The sequence below is a fragment of the Arthrobacter sp. ISL-5 genome (assembly GCF_018613835.1).
Lineage (GTDB): Bacteria > Actinomycetota > Actinomycetes > Actinomycetales > Micrococcaceae > Arthrobacter.
Genome location: NZ_JAGGPM010000012.1, coordinates 147,823 through 171,292, shown reverse-complemented (window position 1 = coordinate 171,292; position 23,470 = coordinate 147,823). Strand labels below are relative to the sequence as shown.

General features: G+C 67.2%; 22 protein-coding genes and 1 pseudogene. 8 read left to right on the top strand and 15 right to left on the bottom strand.

The features are described from left to right. Positions 1 to 116: 116 nt before the first annotated feature. The 3 genes from J7I89_RS06670 (at position 117) to J7I89_RS25755 (ending at position 2,294) form a co-directional block, all read left to right on the top strand. A complete protein-coding gene (locus J7I89_RS06670; protein ID WP_308159822.1) occupies positions 117 to 503 on the top strand; it encodes a hypothetical protein in 387 nt (128 codons plus the stop codon). 106 nt (positions 504 to 609) lie between these two features. After that, complete coding sequence (gene ppk2 / locus J7I89_RS06665) at positions 610 to 1,545, top strand: polyphosphate kinase 2 (protein ID WP_214968460.1); 936 nt, start codon at positions 610 to 612, stop codon at positions 1,543 to 1,545. 95 nt (positions 1,546 to 1,640) lie between these two features. After that, on the top strand, positions 1,641 to 2,294 hold the full coding sequence (locus J7I89_RS25755; protein WP_214968458.1) for a helicase associated domain-containing protein: 654 nt from the start codon (positions 1,641 to 1,643) through the stop codon (positions 2,292 to 2,294). A gap of 112 nt (positions 2,295 to 2,406) precedes the next feature. Here J7I89_RS25755 and J7I89_RS06655 read toward each other — a convergent pair whose 3' ends face one another. The 5 genes from J7I89_RS06655 to J7I89_RS06635 all read right to left on the bottom strand — a co-directional run bounded on the left by J7I89_RS06655 (position 2,407) and on the right by J7I89_RS06635 (position 7,609). Beyond that, complete coding sequence (locus tag J7I89_RS06655) at positions 2,407 to 2,745, bottom strand: hypothetical protein (protein ID WP_214968457.1); 339 nt, start codon at positions 2,743 to 2,745, stop codon at positions 2,407 to 2,409. Positions 2,746 to 2,865: 120 nt separating this feature from the next. Further along, a complete protein-coding gene (nagA, locus tag J7I89_RS06650) occupies positions 2,866 to 4,020 on the bottom strand; it encodes an N-acetylglucosamine-6-phosphate deacetylase (RefSeq protein ID WP_214968455.1) in 1,155 nt (384 codons plus the stop codon). Continuing rightward, positions 4,017 to 5,093 carry an SIS domain-containing protein gene (locus J7I89_RS06645; protein WP_214968453.1) on the bottom strand — a complete coding sequence of 359 codons (1,077 nt, stop codon included), beginning with the start codon at positions 5,091 to 5,093 and terminating at the stop codon, positions 4,017 to 4,019. Before J7I89_RS06645 ends, nagA begins: the two co-directional genes overlap by 4 nt. Positions 5,094 to 5,168: 75 nt before the next feature. Continuing rightward, positions 5,169 to 6,206 (bottom strand): N-acetylglucosamine kinase, encoded by a 1,038-nt coding sequence (locus J7I89_RS06640; protein ID WP_214968478.1) that lies wholly within the window; start codon positions 6,204 to 6,206, stop codon positions 5,169 to 5,171. Beyond that, positions 6,206 to 7,609, bottom strand: a complete 1,404-nt coding sequence (locus tag J7I89_RS06635) for a sugar porter family MFS transporter (protein WP_214968451.1) — start codon at positions 7,607 to 7,609, stop codon at positions 6,206 to 6,208. The genes J7I89_RS06640 and J7I89_RS06635 overlap by 1 nt, the downstream gene beginning before the upstream one ends. Before the next feature lie 128 nt (positions 7,610 to 7,737). Between J7I89_RS06635 and J7I89_RS06630 the strand changes: the two genes are divergently transcribed. Next, entirely contained in the window at positions 7,738 to 8,454 is a 717-nt protein-coding gene (locus tag J7I89_RS06630; RefSeq protein ID WP_214968449.1) for a GntR family transcriptional regulator, read from the top strand. A 151-nt stretch (positions 8,455 to 8,605) separates the two neighbouring features. Continuing rightward, a complete protein-coding gene (locus J7I89_RS06625) occupies positions 8,606 to 9,043 on the top strand; it encodes a hypothetical protein (RefSeq protein ID WP_214968447.1) in 438 nt (145 codons plus the stop codon). Between the two features lie 16 nt (positions 9,044 to 9,059). Here J7I89_RS06625 and J7I89_RS06620 read toward each other — a convergent pair. Together J7I89_RS06620 and J7I89_RS06615 are read right to left on the bottom strand one after the other, a co-directional pair. After that, positions 9,060 to 10,222: pseudogene (locus J7I89_RS06620) on the bottom strand (ABC transporter substrate-binding protein). Positions 10,223 to 10,375: 153 nt separating this feature from the next. After that, positions 10,376 to 10,990 carry a hypothetical protein gene (locus tag J7I89_RS06615; RefSeq protein WP_214968445.1) on the bottom strand — a complete coding sequence of 205 codons (615 nt, stop codon included), beginning with the start codon at positions 10,988 to 10,990 and terminating at the stop codon, positions 10,376 to 10,378. A gap of 178 nt (positions 10,991 to 11,168) precedes the next feature. Between J7I89_RS06615 and J7I89_RS06610 the strand changes: the two genes are divergently transcribed. Further along, a complete protein-coding gene (locus J7I89_RS06610; protein WP_214968443.1) occupies positions 11,169 to 12,173 on the top strand; it encodes an ABC transporter substrate-binding protein in 1,005 nt (334 codons plus the stop codon). A 64-nt stretch (positions 12,174 to 12,237) separates the two neighbouring features. Here the strand turns inward: J7I89_RS06610 and J7I89_RS06605 are convergent, their stop codons facing one another. The 7 genes from J7I89_RS06605 to J7I89_RS06575 form a co-directional block, all read right to left on the bottom strand. Next, on the bottom strand, positions 12,238 to 13,347 hold the full coding sequence (locus tag J7I89_RS06605; RefSeq protein WP_214968441.1) for a Gfo/Idh/MocA family protein: 1,110 nt from the start codon (positions 13,345 to 13,347) through the stop codon (positions 12,238 to 12,240). Continuing rightward, positions 13,332 to 14,030 carry a ThuA domain-containing protein gene (locus J7I89_RS06600; RefSeq protein WP_214968439.1) on the bottom strand — a complete coding sequence of 233 codons (699 nt, stop codon included), beginning with the start codon at positions 14,028 to 14,030 and terminating at the stop codon, positions 13,332 to 13,334. Before J7I89_RS06600 ends, J7I89_RS06605 begins: the two co-directional genes overlap by 16 nt. Before the next feature lie 58 nt (positions 14,031 to 14,088). Further along, positions 14,089 to 15,093, bottom strand: coding sequence for a sugar phosphate isomerase/epimerase (locus J7I89_RS06595; RefSeq protein ID WP_214968438.1), 1,005 nt, complete (start codon positions 15,091 to 15,093; stop codon positions 14,089 to 14,091). Positions 15,094 to 15,121: 28 nt separating this feature from the next. Continuing rightward, complete coding sequence (locus J7I89_RS06590) at positions 15,122 to 16,315, bottom strand: Gfo/Idh/MocA family protein (protein ID WP_214968436.1); 1,194 nt, start codon at positions 16,313 to 16,315, stop codon at positions 15,122 to 15,124. Between the two features lie 87 nt (positions 16,316 to 16,402). Next, positions 16,403 to 17,314 carry a carbohydrate ABC transporter permease gene (locus J7I89_RS06585; protein WP_214968434.1) on the bottom strand — a complete coding sequence of 304 codons (912 nt, stop codon included), beginning with the start codon at positions 17,312 to 17,314 and terminating at the stop codon, positions 16,403 to 16,405. Then, the gene (locus J7I89_RS06580; protein ID WP_214968432.1) at positions 17,314 to 18,216 is read right to left on the bottom strand and encodes a carbohydrate ABC transporter permease; all 903 of its coding nucleotides are present in this window, start codon (positions 18,214 to 18,216) and stop codon (positions 17,314 to 17,316) included. The genes J7I89_RS06585 and J7I89_RS06580 overlap by 1 nt, the downstream gene beginning before the upstream one ends. A gap of 4 nt (positions 18,217 to 18,220) precedes the next feature. After that, a complete protein-coding gene (locus J7I89_RS06575) occupies positions 18,221 to 19,543 on the bottom strand; it encodes an extracellular solute-binding protein (protein WP_214968430.1) in 1,323 nt (440 codons plus the stop codon). A gap of 295 nt (positions 19,544 to 19,838) precedes the next feature. Between J7I89_RS06575 and J7I89_RS06570 the strand changes: the two genes are divergently transcribed. Further along, complete coding sequence (locus J7I89_RS06570) at positions 19,839 to 20,873, top strand: LacI family DNA-binding transcriptional regulator (protein ID WP_214968428.1); 1,035 nt, start codon at positions 19,839 to 19,841, stop codon at positions 20,871 to 20,873. Between the two features lie 30 nt (positions 20,874 to 20,903). Here J7I89_RS06570 and J7I89_RS06565 read toward each other — a convergent pair whose 3' ends face one another. After that, a complete protein-coding gene (locus tag J7I89_RS06565) occupies positions 20,904 to 22,061 on the bottom strand; it encodes an ROK family transcriptional regulator (protein ID WP_308159821.1) in 1,158 nt (385 codons plus the stop codon). 191 nt (positions 22,062 to 22,252) lie between these two features. Between J7I89_RS06565 and xylA the strand changes: the two genes are divergently transcribed. Next, positions 22,253 to 23,440, top strand: a complete 1,188-nt coding sequence (gene xylA, locus J7I89_RS06560; RefSeq protein ID WP_214968425.1) for a xylose isomerase — start codon at positions 22,253 to 22,255, stop codon at positions 23,438 to 23,440. The last annotated feature ends 30 nt before the right edge of the window (positions 23,441 to 23,470 follow it).

Genomic DNA, 23,470 nt, shown 5'->3' with positions numbered 1-23,470 from the left:
AACCATTAACACGTGACACTAGCTCCTGAGGCACCGGTGCACGGGTGGTCAGGCGAGGCTTCGGCGATCGGCAGGTCACGGAGATTGTTCTTGGAAGACAGGAAGATGGGGTCATTATGCTGTTGGACCAGTTAGCCGCGTTGGCCGCCTGCACGGTTCTGGCCGTTCTGGCCGTCTTTCAGGGCGCCCTTATCGGCGGCGCGCCCCTTGGAAGATTTGCCTGGGGAGGACAGCACGATGTCCTGCCGGCCAGGCTGAGGGCCGGAAGCGCACTATCAATCGTCCTTTACGCTCTTTTCGGGTACGCGGCGCTGGCCAAAGCCGGCATGGTTCCTCTGCTGGGCAGCGAGCCTGTCACTTCGATCTTTATGTGGGTGCTGACGGCGTACTTCGCCCTCGGTGTGATCATGAACGGGATCTCCCGCAGCAAGCCGGAGCGCCTCGTCATGACGCCCACCGCCCTGCTCCTCACCGTCCTCTACCTGATCCTTGCGGTCGGCTGATTCCCGGCACGTGCTTGCGTGGGCCGTATAAAATGTGTTCTACGGCTCGTTGGCCTGTCCTGTTGGACTGCCGTCTACGCTTTGGCGATGCCGGAAGGAGACCCGGATGGCGCAGGCACGCAGCCCATGGACGCCCGGGGATCCGTGGTGGGTCAGGGACAATCTGCGCGAGGCCATTGACCGTCTCGTGAAGCTGGGGTACACGGTGCGCGGCGGGCAAGGCGAGGACCCGGAGCTCATCGACCCGGGAGGCTCCGCGGTGGAGACGTGGCGGGAGGACTATCCCTACCACGAGCGGATGTCCCGGGAGGAATACGAGCTCGACAAATACCGCCTGCAGGTCGAACTGCTGAAGTTCCAGTACTGGGGCCAGGATCTCGGCCTCAAGAACGTGATCGTTTTCGAGGGCCGTGACGCCGCCGGCAAGGGCGGGACGATCAAGCGCTTCACCGAGCATCTGGATCCCCGCTCGGCCCGGACCGTGGCGCTGAGCAAGCCCTCCGACCGTGAACAGGGCCAGTGGTACTTCCAGCGCTACGTCCAGCACCTGCCCACGGCCGGAGAAATCGTGATGTTCGACCGCTCCTGGTACAACCGGGCCAATGTGGAACGGGTCATGGGGTTTTGCACCGACGAGGAGTATCGCACGTTCATGGGGCAGGCGCCGCTCTTCGAGAAAATGCTGGTGGATTCCGGAATCCACCTGAGCAAGTTCTGGTTTTCCGTCACCCGCCACGAGCAGCGAACGCGCTTCGCGATCCGCCAAATTGACCCGGTTCGGCGCTGGAAGCTCTCACCCGTGGACCTTGCCTCCCTGGACCGGTGGGAGGACTATACGGAAGCCAAGGAGCAAACGTTCCTGCGCACCGACACGGACCACGCGCCGTGGATCACCGTCAAGTCCAACGACAAGAAGCGGGGGCGGATCAACGCCATGCGCTTCTTCCTGAATCAGTTCGATTATGGAGCTAAGGACACCTCGATCGTGTACGACCCCGACCCGCTCATCGTGCGCCGCGGCCGAGAAGCTGTGGGCGACTGAACCACGGCGGGAACGTAATCCCTGAGCGCTACACAGGCCGGGCACTTTGGAGCCCCGGCGGGTTGATGGCGCATCAGGTGTGGAAGGATGCAGCCGTGACGAAAAAGCGGCGAACGGCCACTCCCCATCCGGAGTGGGTTCTGATGTACCGGAAAGGCTTGTCCCGGAAGAAGATCGCGGAACTGACCCGGAATGACGTCGCGACCGTCTCCCACTACATTTCCGTGGCGAAGACCGCGGATCCCGCCCTGCACGCCGAACATGCGGCAGCAGCCAAAGGGTCCGCCGCGCGTGCAGTGCCCGGCCTGAAGCGCATGCATCAGGTGGTCGCGATGGTCGAGGCAACTGGCCGTTATCCCTCGCGGAATGCCGAGGACCGGGCGGAGCGGGAGCTCGCGCAATGGCTGCGGCGCCGGCGCCGCGACGCCGAGGCAGGGATCCTGAACCCGGTCATCCGCGAAGGCCTGGCAGCGCTGCCTGACTGGCAGCGGAAGCCCAGAGAAGCCGCAGGCCAGCAAAAATGGCAGGACCGCTTCCGTGAACTGGTCGCTTACCGGGCAGCAGGGCACCCCTGGCCGCGCGCCACGCCCACCGTCACCGGGAAAGAGCATGAACTCGGCGTCTGGCTGCGGGGCCAAAGGTACAAGTACAAGCACGGCCAACTACAACCCGCGCGGGCCCAGGCGCTGGATACGGCACTGCCAGGATGGATCACCGGCCGGAAAGCTGCCCCCACCCTGCCCCAATAGCCGGATTCAACTATGGCTCTCACTCCGCCGAAACGTGCCGATAAACCGTCGCTTCATTGAATCCGCGGCCGGGGGGCTTAGGCGCCCGGCCGCTTTTGGCCTTCTGGGGTTTCTATGAGGCTCGGTCGAGCAGTTCGGCACGGTTCGTGACGGCGTTGATGTAGTCGATTAGGGTGTGGGCGGTGTCCGGGCGTGTGTTTCCGGGGAGCCCAATGAGGTGTGTGAGACCGGCCTGCGGCGACAGGGTGAAGGTGCGGACCCGTTTTAGCAGGCCGAGCGGCAGGCCGAGGCTCCACGTCATGACCTCTCCGGGCATTTGCTGGACAAGTCGCCCGGTAACCCGGATTCGGCCGTGGCTCGCGAATGGCAGCAACTCAACGGTGACGCTGCCCGGAACATCGAGGAACGGATTGGGCCCCCGCTGTTGCACCGTTGCGCTGAAGCGGACCATGCCGTCATTATTGCGCCGCGAAAAGCCGCCGTACAAGAACTCGAACCGGCTGACGGCGGCGCTGGTTTCGAGAAGCTCAACCAGCGGCCTGACCTGACGGCGGGGCTGGTTGCGTCACGCTCAACCAGCGGCGCCGAAGGCCCCGGAACGGCACCAGTCTCCGGACTTCATGACCGCCGCCACCTCAAGGCCCTCGTCGAGCACCACCAGATCCGCACGCAGGCCCGGCTCAAGCCGGCCGACGTCGGTGAGCCCCAGCATGTCCGCCGGGTTCTGCGTGGCCGCGCGGACCGCATCGGCGAGCGGAACGCCCGCATGCCGGACCGCGTGCCTCACGGCGGCGTCGAGCGTGAGGATGCTGCCGGCGATGGCGCCGTTGCTGACCAGCCGTGCCTCGCCGTCGGCCACGCGGACCTCCAGCCCGCCGAGGTCGTACGTTCCCTCATGCGCGCACGCCGCCGCCATGGCATCGGTGACGAAGACGGCCCGGGCCGGACTTCCGGAGATGAAGCGCACCAGCGAGGGGTGCAGGTGCACGCCGTCGGCGATCACCTCGGCAAAAACCGACGGGTCCTCCAGCAGTGCCAGCGCCGGCCCGGGTTCGCGGTGGTGCAGGGACCGCATCGCGTTGAATACGTGCGTCCCGGCGGTGGCGCCCGCAGCGATCGCCTGACGGGCCAGGTCATAGTCGGCGCCGGTGTGGCCGACGGCGGCCACTGCGCCGTAGCCGGTGATCTGCCGGATGGCCGCGAGGCCGCCGTCCAACTCGGGCGCGATCGTGACCATTCTGATCGTGCCACGGCCGGCCAGCATGAGCCGGTCGATGCTGGCCGGGTCCGGGGTCCGCAGCAGGCTTTTGGTGTGCGCGCCCCGGTGGTACGGGCTGAGCCAAGGGCCCTCCAGGTGGATCCCGGCCAGCACGCCCTCCTCCACCAGTTCCGCCAGCGCCCCCACCGCGCTCTCAAGGTGCGCGAGGGAGGCGGTGACGAGGCTTGCCATGAGCGTGGTGGTCCCGTGCTCACGGTGCACTGCGGCGATCTTGACTGCGGCGACAGCGGGATCAGCATCATTAAAGCTGAAGCCGCCGCCGCCGTGGATATGGGCGTCGATGAAGCCGGGCGCGAGTGTCCCGTTGGGATAGCTGGCGTCAGGCTCCCGGGGAGGAACCCCGCCGCCCACGGCACTGATCCGGCCTGATCGGACTTCCACCCAGCCCGGCTCGAGGACAGCCTCGGGCGTGATCACCCGGGCGGCGGAGATGAGCGTCGGACTCACCAGGTTTCCGTGATTTTGCGCAGGCCCCGGGGCGCATCGGGGTCCCGGTGGCGGGCCGCGGCCATGGCATGCGCCAGCCGCTGCAGGGGCAGTATTTCAAGGACCGGAGCGAGCTGCTCGCTGACGGCCGGGAGGGGCACCACATGGTTCTGCGGACGGGCGGCCCCGGCGTCGCCCACCAGGCAGACGTCAGCCCCGCGCTCCGCCAGCCGGTCCAGCACCGGCTGCAGGGCACGGCCGCCCGCACCCTGGGAGGCGATGGCGATGACGGGGCGGTCCTCGTCAATCATCGCGAAGGGTCCGTGCAGGAGATCGGCTCCGGAGAAGGCATGCGCGGCCAGATAGGACGTTTCCATCAGTTTCAATGCCGCCTCCCGCGCGGTGGGGTATGAGAATCCGCGCCCGGTGGTGATGATGTGGCTCACGTAGCGGTAGCGGTCTGCCACCTCCAGTATCTCCGGTCGGGCCAAAACATCCGCCGCGTGGCCGGGGAGGGCCAGCGCTTCGGTCCCGTCCCCGCCGGCCCAGGCGTCGATGAGCAGCCAGAGTGCCAGCAGCTGGGAGGTGTAGCTCTTGGTGGCGGCCACGGCACGCTCCGGCCCGGCCAGGATGTCCAGGTGGTGCCGGGCCGCGCCAGCCAGGGGCGAGGACGGCGCATTGGTCACCGCAACGGTGAGCGCGCCGCCGCGGGCGGCCGCGGCGGTGGAGTCCACCAGGTCGGGGGATCCGCCCGACTGGCTCACGGCCAGCCAGAGGACCCCGTCCATCTTCGGCTCGGCGCCGTACACGGTAAGGCTCGACGGCGACGCGAGCCCGGCCGGCAGGCCCAGCACGGTCTCGATGAGGTACTTCGCGTACAGGGCGGCGTGGTCACTGGTGCCGCGGGCGGCCAGGAGGACGTACCGGATGTCCGCGTCCCGAAGGACGGCGGCCAGCCGGCGGATCTCGGGCCGGCCGTGGTCGAGCTGCCGGGCAAGCGCCTGCGGCTGCTCGAGGATTTCGGCGGCCATCAGCACGCCGGGAGGCTGGGTGGCCGCGCCGGCTGCGGTCAGGGTGGTGTTCGGCGGGGTCATGGGGGTCTCCTCGAAGGGTCGGGGCTTGGGCTTGGAATTGGGTGCTTGGGACAGGATGGATTGGGGCAGGCGGACTCAGGCCGGGACCTGGCGGTGCCGTTGCGGTGACGCCGCGGTGGCATCGTCGAGGGCCAGTTTCACGGCACCCCAGGCGGGGGCGCGGTCCAGCACCCGCACGTCGGTCAGGCCGCGCCCTTCCAGGAGCCCCCTGACCCGGCCCGCCAGCGCCGGCTGGTTGACCAGCATCCCGCCGGCCAGCAGGACGGGCCGAGCGGCGGGTCCGGACGCGGGGATGGTGCCCAGCCTCTCGTTGACGGCGACGGCGATGACGGCGAGGTGCCGGGCGGCGTCGTCGACGATCGCGGCGCTGACCCGGTCCCCCCGGGCCGCAAGGGCGAAGACCGTTCCGGCCAGGCCGGCCCAGTACCTGCGTTCCGGATTCCGGTAGAAAAGGTCCAGCAGTTCCGCGGGCCCGGCAACGCCGGTCCGCTCCAGGAGGTGGGCCGTCAGCGGCCCGGCGGGCAGGCCGCCGTCGTGCTCGGAAAGGGCGTTGCGGACCGCACTGCGGGCCACCGCGTAACCGCTTCCCTCATCACCCAGCAGGTATCCCCAGCCGCCCGCCCTTGCCTCGCGGCCATCGCCGGTCCGGGCCCAGGCCGCGGAGCCGGTGCCGGAGATGAGGACTGTCCCGGACTCGAGCCCTCCGGCGGCGAGGATGATGTGGGTGTCGTGGACCACGCGGATCCGGGCACCGGGGAACCGGCGGGACAGCAGGGCGGCCAGCCGGTCCCGGCCGTCGCGGGTGTCTGCCCCGGCGGCCCCGGCGACGACCGTGCGAATTCCGTGGCTGCCAGAGTTGTCTGCGCCGAGCCGGACGGCGATCTCATCCAGTGCCGAGGCCGCTGCCTCGGGCCCGACGGAGGCGATGTTTGCGCTGCCCGCCGTGCACTCGGCGTCGCCGTGTCCCGGCAGCATTCCGCCGCCGCCCGGACGGGCACCGCCGGTACTGTTGGCGCCGAAGCCGGCACCGCCGTCGTCGGCGAGAATGGCGTGGGTCTTGGAGCCGCCGATATCCAGGCCCAGGACGCGGTCCTTACCCAGGAGGCGCGGCATCACTTGGCCGCCGGCTTGCTGCCGGTGGCTTCCGGCCAGCGGGCGCCGTTTTCCCAGTAGTGGCGGATTTCCTCGAGGTTCCGGCCCTTGGTTTCCGGGGCGAGGCGGTGGACAAAGACGAACCCGGCGACGGCCAGCAAACCGAACACGGCGAAGGTGCCGGCGCCGCCCAGCCGCTGCAGCATAGTCAGGAAGAAGGCCGCGACAATCACGTTGGCCACGAGGTCGGAGGTCAGCATGGCGCTGGCGCCCAGGGACCGCAGCCGGGCGGGGAAGGATTCGCCGGCGTAGACCCAGACCAGCGCCCCGAAGCCGAAGGTGAAGCCGACAGTGAAGAGCAGGACTCCCAGGAATCCGACCACGGTCAGGGCGCCGCCGAAGTCGCGGCCCACCATGAAGACGGCGACGAGGATGATGTTGGCGACAATCATCATGCCGATGCCGCCGAGGAGGATGGGACGCCGTCCCACCCGGTCCACGAGGGACAGCGACACGAAGACGGCAACCAGGGCAGCGGCCTGGACCAGTGCGGGCAGCAGGAGCAGGGCGGCGTTGCCGGTGAAGCCCATCGCCTCGAAGATCCGCGGGCTGTAGTAGACCACGGCGTTGATGCCGGTGATCTGGATGAAGAACCCGAGACCGACGACGAAGACGGTCGCCTTGAGATAGGGGGAGCGCAGCATCTCGCGCAGGCCCCCGCCGCGTTCTTCGCTGATGGCGCGCTGCATGTCGGCCAGTTCGGCGTCCACATCGGCGTTGGGCTCGATGGAGGACAGGGTGCGGCGGGCCTCTTCCTTGCGTCCGCGCATCATGTACCACCGGGCGGTGTCCGGGAGGCGGAGCGTGACGGCCAGGACCGCGACGGCGGGAACTGCGGCGAGGCCCAGCATCAGCCGCCAGTTCTCGGATGCAGAAAGCGCGTAAGCAGCCAGGTACCCGATGATGATGCCGATGACGGTGGCCACCTGATAGGCGACAAGCAGGGCGCCCCGCACCTTCGGCGGCGCCGATTCCGCCACAAAGACCGGCACCACAACCACCGAGATGCCGATGGTGAGGCCGAGCAGGAGGCGGGCGATGAGCAGCATGGGGACATCCGCGGCCAGGGCGCTGAGCACGGCGAAGGCGGCATACGCTCCGGCGACGCCCACCATGCAGGCCTTCCGGCCGATCTTGTTGGCGAGCCAGCCGCCCAGGACGGCGCCGAGCACTTCGCCGATGACGACGGCGGTGGTCACCAGCTCCTGTTGGCTGGTGGAGAGCTGGAATTCCTTGGTGATGAACAGCAGGGCGCCGGCGATATTCGACAGATCGTAGCCGTAGATAATTCCGATGGTGGCGGCGGTGCCGCCGACCAGAAGGCCAAGACGGGGAGTCTGGCGCAGGTCTTGCAGGAACGACATCATTGGGTCCTTGTGCGTGGGGAATGTGGTTGGGGTGCGTCCATGTGAGGCCTTGGACGATTGGTATAAACCAATTTCTCCTATTTTGGCGTAGACCAATTTTCCTGTCAATAGGTAATATCGGATCCATGGAGACCCCCGCCGCTGCCGCGCTGCCCAAGTACTACGTACTCAAGGAGCAGATCCTGGCCCTCATCGAGGACGCGGTCCCGGGCACGCTGATCCCCACGGAGCGGGCGCTCGCCGAGCAATACGGCACGTCCCGCACCACCGTGCGGCAGGCGATCGGCGAACTTGTGGCGGAGGGCCGCCTGGACCGCACGCAGGGGAGGGGCACGTTCGTGGCGCCGCCGAAGGTGACGCACGTCCGCCAGCTCACGTCGTTTACCGACGACGCGGCAAGCCAGGGGATGACCGCCTCCGCGAGGATCCTGGACATCAGCGAGGTGCCGGCGGATACTGTGACCGCCAAGCGGCTGGCGGTGGAGCCGGGCGCCGGAGTGCACCGGGTTGAGCGCATCAGGCTGGTCAACGGCGAACCGCTTGCCCACGAGACGGCCTTCCTCGCGGGAGAGCTGCCGGGTCTTGCGGGCAATGTGGAGGTCCGGGGATCGCTGTACTCTGCCCTGCGCGAGGACTACGGGATCCGCATCAGCGAGGTCGAGGATACGGTGGAGACCAAGCTCGCGGGCCCTGAAGAGGTCCGGTTGCTGGACGTCGAAATGGGGGCGCCCATGCTGCTGGTGCACCGGCTCGGCCTCGATCCGGACGGCCGCCCCGTGGAGTGGACCGAGTCGGTCTTCAGGGGCGACAGGTTCCGCTTCGTGGCACGGATGCACGTCTAGGCAGTTCCTTACGCTGCACGGCGCCACGTTAACCTGTGTTGCGTCCTGAGTCGGTGGGTGTCGCAGGGCATTGAGAAGTATGTACCCGGGTGGTTGTGTGGGTCCACAAGCATCAACGGGGTGGCCCAGCGCCTCCTTGAATCGGGGGGCCATGATCACAGCTTTGGTTCACAGGATCCGGACGCAGTGCAGCGCGGAACTGAATCTCTTCCGCAGCCAGGTGCATGCCCTGACCTGGCAGGACATCGGCCCCGGAGGCCTGGACGCAGCGGCCACCACCATGGCCCGCCGGCCCTGCCTGGCCACTCCCGGCGTCTCCGTGCAGATCGTTGGCTTCACGCGCTGGCTTCCCGCTCACGGGACTGCCACGGTGGGCGTGGCGGTGGCCATGAACCTTCATCCCGACCGCAGGGCGTCCAGCGTTCACTGGGAAGAAGCCCATGCGTGGGCCGGTGCGGTGGCTGAGGAGCCGTGGGTGACGGCCGAATACATCGGAAGCCAGGAGAGTCCCGGCGGCATGGTCTTCCACTACGCGTTGAAGTCCGCCGACGATCTCTACCGCTTCGAGGAAGTTCCGACGGCGTTATAGGCGCATCTTTGCCGGATCAGTCCTTGCCGAGCCCGGCCGCGGACGTCTTCTGCCCGGTGACAGTGTTGAGCGTGGTGAGGTCGAAGATGCCGTTGATGTCGGCCTGCTTGGTGGTGCCGGCGTCCACGCCGTCCTGCAGGAGCTTGGTGAACGTCCCGGCCAGCGGGTCAACGGTGAACACGATGTTCTGCAGCGAGCGGTCGATGACGTCCTGCTGCAGCGCCTTGCCCGCGGCTTCCTTGAGGGCTGCATTCACCTCGGTGGCCTTTTCGGCGGCGGGGGTGTCGTTGAGCCACTTCACCGCCTCGACGTGGCCCTTGAGCAGCCCTCCACGGTCTGCGGGTGCTCGGCGGCGAACTTCCTGTTCACGATCAGGATGGTGGTGGGGAACTCGCCCGGCTTCCCGGTCAGCGAGCCGTCCCACAGGTCCTTCTCGTCCACCAGGACCTTCGCGCCGGCCTGGAGCTCCAGCCGGGAGGCCCACGGCTCCGGCAGCCACGCACCGTCGAGCTTTCCGTCCTGGAACAGCTTCAATGTCTGGGCATTCTCGGTGGGGTTGATCGCGACGTCCCCGCCGCCGTCGGTGTTGGTCTTGTAGCCCTGCTTGCCCAGCCAGGCGCGCAGCGCCACATCCTGCGTGCCGCCCAGCTGCGGGGAGGCCAGGGTCTTGCCCTTCAGGTCCGCCGCCGTCTTGATTTCCGGCTTGACCACCAGCTGCGCCCCGCCCGACGCCGCGCCGGCAATGATGCTGACGGACTCGCCCTTGCTCTTGACGAACGAGTTGATCGCCGGGTTCGGGCCGATGTAGGTGGCGTCGATCGCGCCGGCGTTCAGCGCCTCGATCGCGGCGGGCCCGGCGTTGAACACCTGCGTGGACAGCTTCGTGCCGCCCAGGTTCTTCTCGATGAAGCCCTGCTTCACGCCCACCAGGGCGGCGGCGTGCGTGATGTTGCCGAAGTAGCCCAGCTTCAGCTCCGCGGCCGGGCTGGTGGCGGCTGCGGTGTTGGCGGCTGCCGGTTCAGTGTTTTGGGCGGCCGTGGAGGCCACGGCGGCGCCGGCGCCGAGGACGGCAAGGACGCCGACGGCGACGCCGATCTTGAGCCGGCGGGAGTACTTGGGGCTGCGGGTCTCGCCCGCGGCGATGCGGGTGGATCCCGCGTTGTCCTTTGAGGTCGACATGGTGTTTCCTTCGGGGGTGTGTTGGGGGTGTTGGACTGAGGTTACGTAGGGCCTCAGGCCGCCCACAACGGCCGCCGTAGCAGAGATTCACCGGAGGTCGCGGACGTTCACCGCGAGTCGCAAACCGTCAAATTTCACCGGGAGCCGCAAGCGTCAAACAGCGTCCGGCGCAGCCTTCAGGGTGTTCAGGACGGCAGCCAGGAGGCGGTCGTTCCGCCCCCACACGGGGTCGAGCAGCTCGATGTACCAGGAGTCGGCAAGGACCAGGGCAAGCGTCTCGTTGCTTTCCTCGGCCCAGTCCCGGATCTGCTCGGATTCGATCGGGCTCTCGCTGGTCCCGAGGACGGTGACCACCTCGTCGCCGTCCAGCGAAACCGGAATGGACGCATTGCTCATCTCACCAGGGGCGTGGGCGACGGCAACGAGCTCCGTCTGCGTCGAAAGCTGCAGGAGGAGCCGCGCCGACTCGGGCGAGCAGAAGCCCGTCACGTACTGGCGCTGGGCCTGACCGGCATCCGCCGGAAGGCCGGGCTGGGATTCCTTCGTGAAGAACCCGCTGCGGTTGATCTCGGCCAGCTGCGCGGCAATGGGGCCGGTTTCGGCGTCGAAGCTCGGGGCAAGGGTGCCCGCCTGGTACTGGCTCTTGCCTTCCAGCCAGCGAGCGGTCAGCTCGCCCGCCGCGGCAAGCGTGGTGGCCTGCCGCCACACTTCCCTGTCCAGCAGGAGCCTGCCGTAGCTGTCCCGTTCGTCCGTGAAGTGATTGTTCATAGTGTCGAGCCTAGAGCCGTTTGCCGGCGGGCGGACAGGGGACATGACGGCGCCGGACGCGGGATGAACCGCCGTTACGCCGTGTATCCCACCGTTTCGGGGCGCTTTGACCGGGTTTTTCGGCTGCCGGATAGTTGCTGCCACAAGAACCTCAGCCGCTACTTCCAAGGGGAAAATCATGGCCCGCAACACTCTCAAATCCGGCGCCGGCACGCTCAGGCCGGGTGTCAGCCTGGCTCTCGCGGCCACCATGCTGCTGGCCCTGTCCGCCTGCTCGGATCCGGGCGCCACCGCGGCTGAAAATGCCCCCGCACCCTCCTCGGGCTCTTCCGGAGCCAAGACCTTCAACCTGTCCCCGCAGCAGGACCGTGTCCCCGTCACCGTGGACGAGGCGGCGGCCGCCCTCGTTCCGGAGGCCATCAAGAAGGACGGGAAGCTGACGGTGGCTGTCAGCCCGTTCGCGCCGCCCCTGGCGGTTTACGCAACCGACAACAAGACGCCGGTGGGCAACGAGGTGGACATCGCCGTCGCGCTCGCCCAGGCGCTGGGTCTGGAGGCTGAGATCGTGCCGACCGCGTGGGCGGACTGGCCGCTTGGCGTGGAGTCCGGCAAGTACGAGGCCGTCCTCTCCAACGTCACCGTCACCGAGGAACGGAAGCTGAAGTACGACTTCGCGAGCTACCGGGACGACAAACTGGGTTTCTACGCCAAGAGCGACAGCGAGGTGACCAAGGTCGAATCCGCGGCGGATGTCGCCGGAAAGCGGATCATCGTCGGCTCGGGCACCAACCAGGAAGCCATCCTGCTGCGCTGGGACGAGGAGAACAAGGCGAAGGGGCTCAAGCCGGTTGAGTTCCAGTATTACGACGACGACTCCGCCTCGAACCTGGCGCTGCAGTCCGGCAGGGCGGACCTGACGTTCGGACCGAACGCCACCGCCGCCTACAAGGCTGCCAGCGACGCCAAGACCAAGCTCGTGGGCCTGGTCGACGGCGGCTGGCCGCTGAAGGCCAGCATTGCCGCCACCACCAAGAAGGGCAACGGCTTCGCGGCCGCAGCCCAGGCCGGACTGAACCACCTGATCGAGGACGGCAGTTACGCCAAGATCCTGGACCGCTGGGGCCTCTCCTCCGAGGCCGTGCAGAAGGCCGAACTGAACCCGGCGGGCCTGCCCAAGAAATAGGCCCGCCGACGACGAATCCCCGCCGGGACCATCCGGCGGGGATTCTTGCTGTCAGCCCCGCCGTCTAGTTGGACAGCACCGTTTCGCTGGACAGCACGGTCAGTTCGACGGCGTCCGGCCGAGCGGCAGTGCTCTGGATGGTTACCGCTGCCCCGCTGCGGGCTGACTCGAGGACCGATTCCATGATTTCGAGGACGTGGTACGCCAGCGTCCCGCCGGCACGCGGCTCTGCGCCTGGCGGCGTGGAGGCTAGGTCGGCGATGCCGAAGCCGCGGCCGGAGTCAACGTAGCCGGCCGAGACGGGCAGGGTCTCCCACGCGTCGGCGCCCAGCGGAAACAGCTGGACGTCGCCGTCGAAGTGGTTGGGATCCGGCACCACCAGCGATCCGAGTTCCCCGTGAATCTCGATGTTGGGCGACGTGGACTTTACCGCGTCAAAGCTCATGAACAACGTGGAGAGCGCGCCGGAGGCATGGACCAGGACGCCGGTGACATGGGAGTCGATGTCCACCGGGACCTCTTGGCCTTGGCGGGGTCCGGAGCCGATGGTGCGCGTATTGCGCGTATGGCTGGCGGCGCCCATGACCGACACCACGGGGCCGAGCAGGGTCACCAGGGCGGTGACGTAGTAGGGGCCCATGTCCAGCAGGGGGCCGCCGCCGGGCTGGTAATAGAAGTCCGGGTTCGGGTGCCACCGCTCATGACCGGGGGTCACCATGGTGGCGGTGGCCGAGACCGGCGCGCCGATCAGGCCGTCGTCGATCGCCTTGCGGGCGGTCTGGATCCCGGTGCCGAGCACCGTGTCAGGAGCGCAGCCGACGGCGAGGCCCGCCTCGCGGGCAGCGTCCAGGACCTGCCGCGCCTCGGCGGTGGCGGCCGCCAGCGGCTTCTCGCCGTAGACGCTCTTCCCGGCGGCAATGGCCTTCAGGGCAACCTCGCCGTGCGCGGCGGGGATGGTCAGGTTCAGCACCAGTTCGACGTCGTCCGCGGCGAGCAGTTCCTCCACGGAGACGGCACGGACGCCGTCGTAGTCCATGGCGACGGCCTGGGCGCGCGCGGGATCCAGGTCCGCCACGGCTACCAATTCGATCTGGTCGAGTCGGCGGAAATTGGTGAGGTACTGGGCGATGATGGCGCCACAGCCAATGATTCCTACTTTCAACGGCTTGCCCACAGCAGGCCCCTTTCGATGATGGTGCGTACGTTCTGGTCTTGGAGGATTTCCACGCGGTGGCCGGGGGTCGCGACGAAAATCCGGCCCTGGCCCCACTGCCGCGTCCAGATGGCCGGGGAGGTGACTTCCCTGTGCCAGGGGTCCCATTCGCGGACCTTTTGGGTGGTGGTGGCCAGAACGTCGATGTAGTCGTCGGAGAGCACCCAGTACTGCTCGGTGACCAGGTCGAAGTCGGAGATGCCTTCGGTGATGGGATGGCTGGCGGCGGCGGGAAGCATGTTCACGGTGTAGGGCACGTAATTGTCTGGCTGCTCTCCGGTGCATTCGTCCGGGTGCTTGCCGGGATGGCAGGCGAACTGGCCCCCGACCAGGTGCAGGTAGTCCGAGTTGTTGCGGTAGGAGTCGGCGATGCCGCCGTGCCAGCCGGCCAGGCCTGTGCCGTTTTCGACGGCGGTCCGCAGGCCCGCGAACTCCTCCTTTTCGATGGTGGTCATGGTCATGCACTGCAGGATCAGGTCGACCCCGGCCATGAAGGCCGCGTCGGCGTAGACCTTGGGCGACTCCTCGACGCGGACGTCATAGCCGGTGTCTTTGAGGTAGGGGATGAAAAGTTCGGTGGCTTCGAAGGGCTGGTGCCCGTCCCAGCCGCCGCGGACCACGAGGGCGGTCTTGCGTTCTGTCATGGGGTTCCTTTGATGAGCGCCGGCCGGTGGCCGGCGGAAGATGGTCATCGGGTGGTGCTCAGCGGGCGGCGAAGGCGGCGTCGAATGCGGCGGCGGGCGGGGCGATGGCGGCGAGGCCTTTCACGAGGGCCAGGGCCTGCGGTGCCCCGGTGAGCCGGTCCATGCCGGCGTCTTCCCATTCGATGCTGGTGGGTCCCGCGTAGCCGATCGCGTTCAGGGTCCGGAAGATCCTGTTCCACTGCACGTCGCCGTGCCCGGCGGTCACGAAGTCCCAGCCGCGGCGCGGGTCGGCCCAGGGAAGGTGCGAGCCGAGCCGGCCGTTGCGGCCGTCGAGCTGGCGCACGGATTCCTTCACGTGCACGTGCAGGATGTGGTCGGCGAAGTCCTGCAGGAACATCACGGGGTCCAGGTCCTGCCAGATGAAGTGTGACGGGTCGAAGTTAAGCCCGAAGGCCGGCCGGTGCCCGATGGCCTCGAGGGTGCGTTTGGTGGTCCAGTAGTCATAGGCGATTTCGGAGGGGTGGACTTCCAGGGCGAAGCGCACTCCAACCTCATCGAACACGTCAAGGATCGGGTTCCAGCGGTCCGCGAAGTCCCGGTACCCGGCGTCGATCATGGCCTCGGACGCGGGCGGGAACATCGCCACGGCTTTCCAGATCGAGGAGCCGGTGAAGCCGGTGACGGTCTTCACCCCAAGCCGGGCCGCGGCCCGGGCAGTGTCCATCATGGAGCGTGCGGCGCGGGAACGGACGCCTTCGGGGTCGCCGTCGCCCCAGACCTCCGGAGTGAGGATATCCCGGTGGCGTTGGTCGATCGGGTCGTCGCACACCGCCTGGCCGGTCAGGTGGTTGGCGATTGCGAAGACCCGCAGGTGGTTCTTTTCCAGGATGTCCAGCCGGTCCTGGACGTAGCCATCGTCCTCGGCGGCGCGGCGCGGGTCCAGGTGATCGCCCCAGCAGGCGATCTCCAGCCCGTCAAAGCCCCACTCGCCTGCGAGCCGGGCCACCTCCTCAAACGGCAGGTCGGCCCACTGGCCGGTGAACAGCGTAATGGGTCGGGTCATCGTGCTTTCCTGTTCTGTGTTCATGCGCTTAGACCGTCTGCCACTGGCTGGAATTGGCGGCGCTGGATTCCACGGCGGCGAGCACCTGCTGGACCTGGAGGGCGTCCGCGAACGACGGTTCCGGCTGCCTTTGCTGCCCCAGCGCGTTGACGAGGTCCACCACCTGGTGGGTGAATCCGTGCTCGTAGCCCAGGCCGTGGCCGGTGGGCCACCACTTGCCCACGTAGGGGTGCTCGGGTTCGGTCACGAGGATCCGGCGGAATCCGGCGTCGGGGGACTCGGCTGCGTCGTAGAAGGAAAGTACGTTCATGTCCTCGAAGTCGAAGGCGAGGGATGCCTTGGTGCCGTTCAGCTCCAGGCGCATGGCGTTCTTCCTGCCGAGAGCGTACCGGGTGGCTTCGAAGACACCGACTGCGCCAGCTGAAGCAGCGCCGCCGTCGAAACGGGCGCTGAAGATCGCGGCGTCGTCAACGGTCACGGCTCCGCGGGGCGCATCAGCGCCGGCGTCGCCCTGCCCGCCAAGCCCCACCAGGTTCCCGGCAAGGGGCCGCTCGGGCACGAACGTTTCCAGTAGCGCCGAAACACCGCTGATCTTCTGGCCGGTGAGCCACTGGGCTGTGTCGATGCTGTGCGCGCCGATGTCGCCGAGGGAGCCGGAGCCGGATTTGCTCTTGTCCAGCCGCCAGGTCATTGGCGCGTTCTCGTCGGCCAGCCAGTCCTGCAGGTATTGGGCGCGTACGTGCCGGATGGTTCCCAGCCGGCCTTCCTCCACCATCCGCTTGGCCAGCGCAAGCGCGGGCGTGCGGCGGTAGCTGAATCCGCACATGGCGAAGACTCCCCGCTTTGCCGCCGCTTCGGCTGCGGCGGTCATCCGCTCCGCCTCGTTCACGGAGTTGGCCAGCGGCTTTTCGCACAGCACGTGCTTGCCGGCCTCAAGGGCGGCGATCGCGATTTCGGCGTGGGTGTCGCCGGGGGTGCAGATGTCGATCAGGTCGATGTCGTCGCGTTCAATCAGGCGCCGCCAGTCAGTTTCGGCCGACTCCCAGCCCAGTTTCCCGGCGGCGGCCCGGACGCCGTCGGCATTCCGGCCGGCAACCGCCGTGAGGTGCGGCTGCAGGGGCAGGTCGAAAAAACGGGGCGCGGTCCGCCAGGCGTGTGAGTGGGCGGCACCCATGAACGCGTAACCGGCCATGCCGACCCGCAGCGGCTTTGTATCAGTCAAGAGTGGTCCTTTCGGTTTTTTGGTGGTCGGGTTCTGGTGGTTGAGCTTGTCGAAACCGGGCCTCGACAAGCTCGACCACCGGGGCATCTATTTGCTGAAGCCTGCGGTCAGGCCGCTGATCAGCTGGCGCCGGGCCACGACGTACAGCACCAGCAGCGGCAGGGTGGCCAGCACCACGGACGCCAGCACTGCCGGGATGTTGACGCTGAATTCGCCCTGGAAGGTCCACAGTGAGAGGGGCAGTACCCGGGTGCCCGGGCTCTGGGTCAGGATCAGCGGGAAGAGGAAGCCGTTCCAGACGTGCAGCGCGTTGTAGATGCCCACCGTGATCACGGCCGGCTTGGTCATGGGCAGCGCCAGGCGCCACAGCATGGCCCAGTCGGAGCAGCCGTCCAGCCGCATTGACTCGAAAAGTTCATTGGGCACGTCGCGCATGAAGTTGGAGAGGATCAGCACCGAGACCGGAATGGCGAACGCTATGGACGGCAGGATCAGCGCCAGCAGGGTGTCGTACAGGTGGGCGCGGGTGATCATCCAGTAGATCGGAATGATGGTGGCATGCAGGGGAATGGCCAGCCCCAGCAGGAAGAGGTTGTTGGTCCAGTTCACGAATCGGCCCTTGCCGCGGACGATCGCGTAGGCGGCCATGAACGAGACAAACAGCGCCGGAATGACCGTGCCCAGCGTGACCACGACGCTGTTTGTGAAGTACCGGACAAAGTCGTTTTCCAGGACCAGTTTGTAGTTGTCCAGTGTGGGTTCGGCGGGCGGCAGCATGGGATTGCTGGCGAAGAATCCGGCCTGGTTCTTCAGGCTGGTGATCACCACGTAGTAGATGGGCAGGATAATGACGCCGAGCCAGAGCCAGCCCCCGAGGCCGCCGAGGAGGTTCGGCCGGAAACGTGAGGCACGCCTGACGTCCGGACGGGGAGCCGCCGCTGTGCGGACGGGTGCCGCCGGGGGAACCGGAAGCTGTGTCGTGGAAGTCGTGGAAGCCATCAGGCTCCTTCCAATTGGCTTGCGTTCCGGTTCTTGCCGCCCAGGCGCTGCAGGAGCAGGGCGAGGCCGAGTCCGATGACGATCAGGATGACGCCGAGGGCGCTCGCGGCGCCCATGTCGTTGGCCTTGAAGCCGGTCAGGTACATGTGCAGCGGCAGCAGCCGGGTGCTATAGCCGGGGCCTCCGCCGGTCAGGACGAAAATGAGGTCGAAGTAAGCCAGACTCCCCACCACCATCAGGGTGGAGGAGGTGATGATGGTGTACTTCAGTTGGGGCAGGGTGATGTTCAGGAACTGCCGGACGCGTCCGGCGCCATCGATTTCGGCCGCCTCATACAGCGATGTGGGGATCTGCCGCACGCCGCCTTGGTAGATGAGCGTGTGGAACGGAACGAACTGCCAAGCGATGACGAACACCACCACGAACAGGACCAGGTCCGAGTTTCCGAGCCAGTCCTGGATCAGGATGGGCACCTGGAGCCCGGGGCCGAGGCCGAAGTTGGGGTCCAGGAGAGCCTTGAACGCGATCGCGACAGCGGCCGACGACAGCAGCAGGGGCAGGAAGTAGAGGACGGCGAGTGCTGCCCGGTATTTCTGGCCGCCGGCCGTGAACACCCCCAGCAAGAGGCTGACCGGCGCCTGCACCATGAAGGAAAAGAACATGATCTTGGCGGTCACCAGCAGGGCGTTGCCTGTGACCGGGTCGGTGAGGACGGTCGCCCAGCTGCCAAGGCCGTCAAGGCGGATCTCACGCAGCCCGTCCCAGCTCGTGAAGCTGAGGAAAACCACGCCCGCCAGCGGTACGACGGCGAACACCAGGAAGAAGACGAGGGCCGGCACTGCCAGCCACCCCGAGGGGCCCGCGTCGCGGACCGCCCGGGGGACGGAACTGTTTGCAGCCACGGCTCTACTTTCCGATCGTGGCGTTCATCGTGGAGACAAACTGCTCGGGGGTGATCTTCTTGAGGAAGATCTGGTCAAGGTTGGACAGCATCGCATCGCCCTGGGCGGGGCTCAGCGCCTGGTCCCAGGAGAGGGTGAAACTCGGGGCCTCCTTGGCCAGGCCGTAGACGAAGGTCAGGAAGTCCTTGTCGGGTGACGCCGCGAGCTTGTTCTCGATGCCGTTGACCACCGGCACAGCCCCCGAGCTGATCAGGGCGTCCGTGTCGGTGTCAGTGAACATGCCGTCCTTGACGTAGTTGAGTGCCGCCTTCTTCTGCTCGTCCGTGGCCATGGCGGAGATCGACCAGAAGTTGGAGGGATTGCCCACGACGTTGGCGGGATCGCCCTTACCGCCCGCGACGGTGGGGAAGGTGGTGAAGCCGAGCTTGCCGCTGCTCACGAAGTCGGCCGCGTCCTTCTTCATGCCCTGGTAGATCCAGCCGCCCTGCAGGACCATGGCAGCCTTGCCGGTGTAGAGCAGTGCCTGGTCCGCGTTGCTGTCGGCCGCGATGGAGGAGAAGCCGTTGACGAAGCCGCCGGCGTCGACCAGTTCCTGGATCTTGGTCAGTGCCTGGCTCACGGCGGGGTCGGACCACGCGTTGGGCTTGTTTGCGGCGATGTTGGCGAAGACCTCGGGGCCGCCGATGCGCTCGACGAGGTATTCCAGCCACATCAGGTCAGGCCACTTCGACTGCCCGCCCAGGGAGAACGGCGCAATTCCGGCCTCCTTGAATTTCGGCACCAGGGCAATCATGTCGTCCCAGGTCTTGGGCGCTTCGGCTCCGACCTTGTCGAACACTTCCTTGTTGTAGTACAGGACGACGGGCTGGACGTTGTTGTTAGGCAGGGCGTAGGTCTTGCCGTCGATTTCACCGTTCTTCAGGACGGAGGGAAGGTAGCGGTCTTTGACCTCGGGGTTGTCCTTGATGAACGCGGAGAGATCCTCCACCTGGCCGGCATCCACGTAGGACTTCAGGACACCGCCGCCCCATCCGTAGATGAAGGTGGGGCCCTCGCCGGCGCCCACGGCCGTGCGGACCTTCGTCTTGTAGGCATCATTGGCGAAGAAGTCCAGCTTGATGGACTGGTCGGCGTGCGCGCTGTTCCAGGCCGCCACCGATTTCTGCAGCACCGGCTGGTTGCCGCCGGTCAGCCCCCACATCGTGGCGGTGCCGGAACCTGCGGAAGTGGAACCTGCGGGGCCGCTGGAACCGCACGCCGCCAGGCTGACGGACAGTGCTGCGGCAGAGATGGCCATGACGGCGGTGCGCAACTTACGGGTTTTCATCTGGTCTTTCATCCGTCCTCCGGGGTCGGCGCTGATTGCCCGGGTGTGAGAGCTGGCAGGCTGGCCGTCCAAGGGGAGGCCGCTCAGCCGCTGATGATGATTTGGTGAGGTCTGGGGTTCCGAAAAATTTCGTAAAACCTTCGACTCGTGCAACCCAAAGTAGCGGTGACCCAGATCACCGGTCAAGACCGAAATGGAAAAAAGTTTAGAACGTTGACTATTGAATGGTTGACCTTATGGGCCACGCAGGACAAACTGTTTGTGTCGAAACTTTTCGAAACCTCTGGGAGTTCTTGTGTCAACAGTTCAGGGCGTGGGCAGGCCAACACTTGCTGCCGTCGCGCGGGAAGCCGGAGTCTCGGCTCCCACCGTCTCGAAGGTCATTAACGGGCGGGAAGACGTTGCGGCCGGCACGCGGGCCAGGGTCCTGGCCGCGCTTGAGCAGACGGGGTACCAGTCTCCCCTGCAGCGCAAGACGGCAGAGGGCAGGACGCCGACCGTGGAAGTGGTGTTCGATTCCCTCAATTCCGCCTACGCCGTGGAGGTCCTCAACGGCGTGATGGAACACGCCGCCGTCGAGGATGTCCAGGTCATGCTGAACGTCACCGGGCGGCAGTCGGCATCAAAGCTGACTCCCGAGCGGCGGGCCCAGCGCATCCTGGACGAAGGCCGCGTGGGGCTGATAGTCGTGACTTCTGCGTTTGGGGAGGCGCAGCTCGACGCGTTCTACCGGCGGCACATTCCCGTCGTCGTCATCGATCCGCTCAACCCGCCGCCGGGCGACGTGGTGAGTGTCGGTGCGAGCAATTGGGCGGGCGGAAAATCCGCCACCGCCCACCTGCTGGAGCTGGGACACCGCCGGATCGCCTACCTGGGCGGCCCGGCGGAAGCCGAATGCAGCCAGGCCCGCCTGCACGGCTACATGGCCGCGCTGATGGCAAGCGGGGTGGCGGTGAATGACGAGTACATCATCCCGGGCGTTTTCCGTCCGGAGCATGGCGTGCGCGGCCTGCGGAAGCTGCTGGCACTGGATGAACGTCCCACGGCGATCTTTGCGGCCAGTGACAGCATCGCCTTGGGCGTGCTTGCCGAGGCCCGCCGGCAGCGCATCCGCATACCTGACGATCTGAGTCTTGCGGGCTTCGACGGCACGTTCCAGGCCGAGGAGGCGGTGCCCGCACTGACTTCCGTGGCGCAGCCTCTGCAGGAGATGGGGCGGGCTGCACTCCGCTTCGTGCTGAGGCAGGCCCGCGGTGAGCTGCTGGACTCCCGCCGCGTGGAATTGGCCACCCACCTTGTGGTCCGCGAGTCGACTGCTCCGCCCCGCTGACGGCCGCCCCGCTGAACGGGCCCTGAACGGTCAGGTCAGCAGATCATGCGGACTGGCAAAGACCTCGCGCAGCCTGCCTCCCGCCGCCCCGCGCAGCGCCGCCGTCTGCCCGAGGTCGGAGAAGGCGACGCCGTCCGGGGGCACCACGCCGGGGGCGTAGGTGCCGAGGCTCCGCAGCAAACTCGGCCTGATCCACTGCTGCAGGCCGGCGAAATGCCCGCCCAGGACCACCGCGGACACGTTGACCATGCGGGCGGCGGACACGAGGGCCACGCCCAGATAATGGCCGGCCGTTTCCACGGCCCGGGCCGCCTCCGGTGAGCCCGCCTCGAGGGCCAGCAGCAGCGCGGCCATCCGGTCGGCAGTCGAGGTGCCGTCGATGCCCGCCGCGGAGAAGATCGCGTGCTGTCCGGCCACCGTCTCCAGGCATCCGCGGCCCCCGCAGCTGCACTGCTGGCCATCGGGCTGGACCACGAGGTGCCCAACCTCGCCGGCATGCCCGTTCGGGCCCGTGAAGAGCTCGGACCCGAAGATGAGTCCGCCGCCCACGCCGACTTCACCCGAGACGTAGAGGTAGTCCCGGAAGGAGGAGCCGTGGCCGTACCAGAGTTCGGCCATGGCTGCGCTGTTGGCCTCGTTCGAAAGGACGACGCCGAGCGGCGCCCCGGGGAGCAGTGCCTCCAGATCCTGCGCCAGGTCGGCGTTTCGCCAGCCGAGGTTCGGTGCGGTCAGGACGAGTCCGTGTGCCGGATCCACGAGGCCGGGCACCGCCAGCCCTCCGCCCAGCAGCACCATCCCGTCGGCCTCGGCTGCCGTGGTGACCCGCCGCGCCAGTGCACGGATTTCCCCGAGCACCTCATCCGGGCTGCCGCCCGCCTGCCGCTCAACCACTTCGTGGACGCGGACTTCACCGAGCAGGTCCACGACGCCGGCAGCCACGTAGTCAACGTTGACCTCCGCGCCCAGCGCCCCCCGCTGCCGGTTGAGCACGAGCCCGCTGCCGGGCCGGCCGCGCTCGCCGTCGCGCGTAACCCCCACTTCCTCGACCAGTCCGGTTTCCAGCAGGCCCGCGACGAGGCTCGAAACCGACGCCTTGGTCAGGCCCGTGCGTGCGGCGATCTCGGCGCGGGTGGAGCGTTCCGTGCGCTGGATGGCGCCCAGTGCCACGGCCAGGTTCTGCCGCCGCACATCCTGCACCCGGCCAGGAGCCTCACCCTGCACTGTTTACCCCGCGCATCTTCTGCCCTTCCGCTGTTTCTTTTCGGCTCAGTGCCAAAAACTGTTGACCCAAGTTCACCACAAGCCATATAGTTCAGATTCCATACTAATTCGTTTCCTTTCCGAAACCACACTCCTGCTAGCCCAATGAGGTGCTCACTATGGCTGTTACGCCAACCCCGCAAGACCGCTTTACCTTCGGCCTGTGGACCGTCGGCTGGACCGGCAATGACCCCTTCGGCGTCGCAACCCGCCCGGCCCTGGACCCGGTGGAGGCCGTCCACAAGCTCAGTGAACTCGGCGCCTACGGCATCACCTTCCACGACAACGACCTGGTCCCCTTCGATGCCACGTCCTCCGAGCGCGAACTGATCCTGAAGAACTTCAAGGCAGCCCTGGCCGAGACCGGCCTGAAGACCCCGATGGTGACCACCAACCTGTTCAGCCACCCGGTCTTCAAGGACGGCGGCTTCACCTCCAACGACCGTTCCGTCCGCCGGTTCGCACTCAGCAAGGTCCTGCAGAACATCGACCTGACGGCCGAGCTGGGCGCCGAAACCTTCGTCATGTGGGGCGGACGCGAAGGCAGCGAATATGACGGTTCCAAGGACCTCTCGGCCGCGCTGGACCGCATGAAGGAGGGCGTGGATACGGCCGCGGCCTACATCAAGGAAAGGGGCTACGGCCTGCGGATCGCCCTGGAGCCCAAGCCCAACGAGCCCCGCGGCGACATCTTCCTGCCCACGGTCGGCCACGGCCTAGCCTTCATCGCCCAGCTCGAGCACGGGGACATCGTGGGCCTCAACCCGGAAACCGGCCACGAGCAGATGGCCGGCCTGAACTTCACGCACGGCATCGCGCAGGCACTGTGGGCGGGCAAGCTCTTCCACATCGACCTCAACGGCCAGCGCGGCATCAAGTACGACCAGGACCTGGTGTTCGGCCACGGCGACCTGACCAGCGCGTTCTTCACGGTGGACCTGCTCGAGAACGGCTTCCCCAACGGCGGCCCCAAGTACGACGGCCCGCGGCACTTCGACTACAAGCCCTCCCGCACGGACGGCTACGACGGCGTCTGGGAATCCGCGAAGTCCAACATGGCCATGTACCTGCTGCTGAAGGAACGCGCCCTGGCGTTCCGTGCCGACCCCGACGTCCAGGAGGCTCTGAAGACCTCCGGTGTCTTCGAACTCGGCGAACCCACGCTTGCTGCCGGCGAGACCTCCGCGGATCTGCTGGCTGACGCGTCCGCTTTCGCGGAGTTCGACGCCGACGCAGCCGCCCAGCGCTCGTTCGCCTTTGTCCGCCTCAACCAGCTCGCCATTGAGCACCTGCTCGGCGCCCGCTGATACTGGAATCCTGAACCGCCGCCGGGCCCG